This is a genomic window from Motiliproteus sp. SC1-56, assembly GCF_017309075.1.
Classification (GTDB): Bacteria; Pseudomonadota; Gammaproteobacteria; order Pseudomonadales; family Balneatricaceae; genus Motiliproteus.
The window spans coordinates 1-4,523 of record NZ_JAEMGS010000029.1; the positions used below are offsets into that span (position 1 = coordinate 1).

At 50.4% G+C, this 4,523-nt stretch carries 4 protein-coding genes and 1 pseudogene; all 5 read left to right on the forward strand.

All coding sequences use genetic code 11. From position 1 onward, the window contains the following. Window positions 1-126: 126 nt before the first annotated feature. Window positions 127-591 (forward strand): annotated as a pseudogene (locus JGZ97_RS17920) (sugar nucleotidyltransferase); the annotation flags it as partial. Then, window positions 591-1,124, forward strand: a complete 534-nt coding sequence (gene rfbC / locus JGZ97_RS17925; RefSeq protein WP_207064081.1) for a dTDP-4-dehydrorhamnose 3,5-epimerase — start codon at window positions 591-593, stop codon at window positions 1,122-1,124. The pseudogene JGZ97_RS17920 and the gene rfbC, both read left to right, overlap by 1 nt. Continuing rightward, on the forward strand, window positions 1,121-2,017 hold the full coding sequence (rfbD, locus tag JGZ97_RS17930; protein WP_207064082.1) for a dTDP-4-dehydrorhamnose reductase: 897 nt from the start codon (window positions 1,121-1,123) through the stop codon (window positions 2,015-2,017). Before rfbC ends, rfbD begins: the two co-directional genes overlap by 4 nt. Window positions 2,018-2,029: 12 nt before the next feature. After that, window positions 2,030-3,343, forward strand: coding sequence for a polysaccharide biosynthesis C-terminal domain-containing protein (locus JGZ97_RS17935; protein WP_207064083.1), 1,314 nt, complete (start codon window positions 2,030-2,032; stop codon window positions 3,341-3,343). Between the two features lie 41 nt (window positions 3,344-3,384). Next, window positions 3,385-4,437: an SLC13 family permease gene (locus tag JGZ97_RS17940; protein ID WP_207064084.1), complete on the forward strand. Its 1,053-nt coding sequence runs from the start codon at window positions 3,385-3,387 to the stop codon at window positions 4,435-4,437. The last annotated feature ends 86 nt before the right edge of the window (window positions 4,438-4,523 follow it).

The following is a 4,523-nucleotide window of genomic DNA, read 5'->3' on the forward strand; positions in this document are numbered from 1 at the left end:
AGCTCCGTCTGCTTGCCGGAAAACGGGCATGCAGGCGGTGTGAAATGATCAAAAACCGGGTTATTACGCCGCAAATGCGGCTTGAGCAGCGGAGTAGCTCAGGAGATGGGACTTAATCGTAGGTTCCTTAGTGATCCTGAGCGTTTTGGAGTTGTGGAGTTCGATCAGGATGGTAAGGCGATCAGTATTGAAGAAAAACCTGCCCAACCGAAGTCCAACTACGCGGTGACGGGACTCTATTTCTACGACAACGATGTAGTTGAGATTGCCAAGGCGGTAAAACCTTCTGCGCGGGGCGAGTTGGAAATCACCGATGTAAATATGGCTTACCTTGAACGCGGTGACTTGAATGTCGAACTGCTGGGCCGGGGTTATGCCTGGCTGGATACCGGAACTCATGATTCGTTGCTGGATGCGGGCCAATTTGTAGCGACCATCGAGAACCGCCAAGGGTTAAAAGTGTCCTGTCTTGAAGCGATCGGTTACCAGAACGGTTGGTTGACGAAAGAGAAGCTGGCCGAGCAGGCCCAAGCGTTGTCCAAGACCAGTTATGGGCAATACCTTTATCGGGTGTTGGAGGGGCAGCACTGATGGAAGTAATCGCTAGCTCCATAGAAGGGTGCAAGATCATCCAACCCAAAGTGTTTGGCGATCACCGAGGTTTTTTTCTGGAAACTTTTCAAGCTGCCCGCTATGCGGAATGCGGTATCGACCTACCCTTTGTTCAGGATAACTATTCGCGCTCGAGTAAAGGCGTGCTGCGCGGCCTGCATTTCCAGATCAATAAGCCGCAGGGTAAATTGGTACGCGTTGTACGGGGTGAGGTCTTTGATGTCGCGGTCGATATTCGTTGTGATTCGCCCACTTTTGGGCGTTGGGAAGGGGTTATCCTCTCCGAAGAGAATAAAACCCAGTTTTGGGTACCACCTGGGCTGGCTCATGGTTTTGTGGTGCTGTCGGAAACAGCCGACTTCGAGTACAAGTGTACCGACTATTACGACCCAACCGATGAAGGTTGTTTGATCTGGAATGATAGTGAAATCGGCATCGAGTGGCCGGTCACGGATCCGCTCCTGTCAGATAAAGACCGGGCAGGTCAAACCCTAGCAGAGCTGTTCTCATGAAAATTGTTGTAACCGGTGCGAATGGTCAACTGGGTCGTTGTTTGCAGGATCGACTTAATCAGCGAATTGACCGTGGTAATAGGCTGGAGTATGTCGCATTAACCCGGGGGGAGTTGGATATTGCTAATGCTGGCGATGTTCGGGGGATGGTGGCTAAGTATAAGCCTGACGTTGTCATCAATGCCGCTGCTTATACTGCGGTTGACAAAGCGGAGCAGGAGTCGGATGAGGCCTACAGAATCAACGCCAACGGTCCCGCCAATCTAGCTGAAGCCTGTGCGCAGCACGATGCGCTGTTGATTCATGTATCGACGGACTATGTGTTTGATGGCATCGCTTCTGAGGCTTATAACGAAGAAACACCTACCAATCCGCTCGGTGTTTATGGTGCCAGCAAATTGGATGGCGAGCACCGAATACAGGAACTATGCCCTCGTCATGTTATCGTCCGCGCCGCATGGGTTTTTAGTGAATACGGTAACAATTTCCTTAAAACGATGTTGAGGTTGGGGGCTGCGCGTGAAAGCCTTAGCGTGGTAGCCGATCAGCACGGAACCCCGACTTATGCTGGAGACCTTGCTGATACCTTGTTAGATATTGCCAGCTCTGCGATAGCGACTAATTCGCACGGCGTTTTCCATTACTGCGGTGGTGATGCCACTACTTGGTATGGGTTTGCACAAACAATTTTTGAGCGAAGTAATGCTTTAGGTCTGCTTACGCCAGTTCCGTCAGTGGATCCGATTTCTACTGAACAGTTTCCTACGCCAGCTCAGCGTCCTGCTTATTCCGTTCTATCAGGCAGTAAGTTAAAAACAAGCTACGGTGTTGATGACGGTAACTGGGCTTTCGGCGTTGATCATGTTTTGAACCGTCTTTCTTCTAAAGGGTAGCGCTTTTTTAAAATGCTTACCCTCTTCAAACACCGTTTTCCCCGATTGTCCACTGATAACCGCAGTCTGCTGATGCATTCAGCTATGGCCTTTGGTGTGAGGATTGTCGGAGCGTTGGCTGCATTTGTGATGAGCCTTATCTCAGCGCGTGTGATGGGGGCAGAGCAGTCCGGTTATTATTTTCTAGGACTGACTATGGTCATGTTCTTAGCCGCTGTGTCTCGCGTGGGGCTGGATAATACCGTGCTGCGCTTTACCGGCGCAGCACTTCCGGACCATAACTGGGGTGATATCAGGACCGTTATTCAAAAGGCGTTGTTCTTGGCTGGATGCGTAGGGTCGATGGTTGCCCTTGGCTTGTGGGCAGCATCCGGTTGGCTCGCCTTCTCGGTATTTGATAAGCCCCAAATGGCGCGAGTATTCCAGTTAATGGCGCCAGGCATAATAGGTTTATCTCTGCTTACCTTGATCGCGATGAGCTTGCAGGGGCTTCGGCGAGTCGTTTCCTCAGTCTTCATTGTGAATATCTGCGTGAATCTATTGCTGATTTGTGCCCTGTTAGTACTTGGTATTAATAACGCAGAAGCTGCAGCGGGCGCTTATTCGGTGGCTACCTTCATGACTCTGGCGCTAGGTGGGCTTCTCTGGTGGCGGGGCGGTGGTCATTCGACAGTGAGCACTATTAGCTGGAATGAGCTTTTCAAAAGCTGTATGCCGTTATGGGTAGTTATGTTGATGGCTGAGCTGATTCAGTGGTCAGGGCAATTTATCGCTGGGGCTTGGTTGGATGCTTCATCAGTCGCATTCCTCTCGGTAGCGCAACGGACGGCGATGCTAACAAGCTTTGTTCTTATCGCTGTTAACTTGATCGTTGCCCCACGTTTTGCTGCGCTTTATAAGCAAGGTAATAAGGCAGGGGTTCAGCGATTGGCCATTAACTCCGTGCGCCTGATGGCAGTAGTGGCCTTTCCGATCATTATCGTGATGCTCGCCTTTCCGAGCTTTATCATGGGTTTATTTGGTCCTGAATTTAGGCAAGCGGGCCTCTTGCTACAGATCCTAGCACTGGGGCAGTTTGTGAACGTAGTTACTGGTTCAGTGGGGTATCTGCTGATGATGTCAGGCCATGAGAAGGATATGCGTAATGTGATGCTGCTCTGTGGTCCGCTAGCGGTTGTGCTAGCCCTAATCTTGACGCCTATGTACGGTGCTGTGGGTAGTGCGATTGCCACAGCAATTGCTTTAGCGAGCCAAAACTTGCTGGCAGTATGGATGGTCAAAAAGCGTCTTGGATTTAATACTCTGGCTGTATGGAAACGGGCCTGAAACGATGTATGTTTCGAGTTGGTGCATAAAAGGATGTGGTATTGGAGCTTAATGCGCTTTTGACAATCGCTGTCGTAGTCGTTGTTTTGATAGCGCTTGCGCTTACCTCAATCTCAGCAGACCTCATTCTGATGGCGGCAATGGCTTTTCTTATTGTTGCTGGCATTCTTACACCGATTGAAGCCCTTGTTGGCTTTGCCAACCCTGGCGTTATGACGATAGCGACGTTATTTGTTGTCGCTGCCGCTCTGAAAGAGACCGGTGCAGTGCAGTGGCTTGCTCTTCGTTTGCTGGGGTTGCCTGCCTCATTGAAGACTGCCCAGTTTAGATTGGTGTTTCCGACCTCTTTATTAAGCTCTCTGATGAACAATACCACTATCGTTGTGATGTTCATTCCTATCGTTCAGGAGTGGTCCAGACGATTGAATCTGGCTCCTTCCAAGCTGCTATTACCGCTTAGTTATGCTGCTATCCTCGGCGGCACCTGCTCATTAATCGGAACCAGCACAAATCTGGTGGTTGATGGATTGCTGCGAACGCATAGCGGTATTGAGCTGGGATTGTTTGATATTGCGTTGATCGGTTTTCCGTTGCTTTTGGTTGGAGCAGTGTATCTGTATCTTTCGGGCGACCGACTGCTGCCTGATCGCCAGAGTATGGTGGAGCAATTGGAAAAAGTCCGTGAATATACGGTTGAAGTTGAGGTCGAGGCGGGCGGCCCTCTTGTGAATAAAACCGTCCTTGCTGCGGGGTTGCGTAACTTAGGTTATGGCTACCTAGCTGAGATTGAGCGTGATGGTATGTTGCTGACGGCCGTTGAGCCGGATCGCACCCTTCGGGCCCAAGACCGATTGTTTTTTATTGGCGCACCGGAGTGTGCTAACGAACTTCGACGTGTTCGTGGGTTGAAACCCGCCAATGGCAATGTGCATAAGATAGATGTCGAAAATCATCAGCGTTGTTTGGTTGAGGTGGTGCTGGGTACAGAGTTTCCCGGGCTTGGCAAAACCATCCGTGATTCGCGCTTCCGTACTCGCTTCAATGCAGCAGTATTAAGACTCCTGCATAACTGCCCAAAATTCAGCATAATCTGAGCATTGACGACAACACGGAGGTTGATCGATGTCTTTCTTTCAGATGGGTGCCGAGGAGCGCCTGAAGGGCAATCTGTTGATGAGCT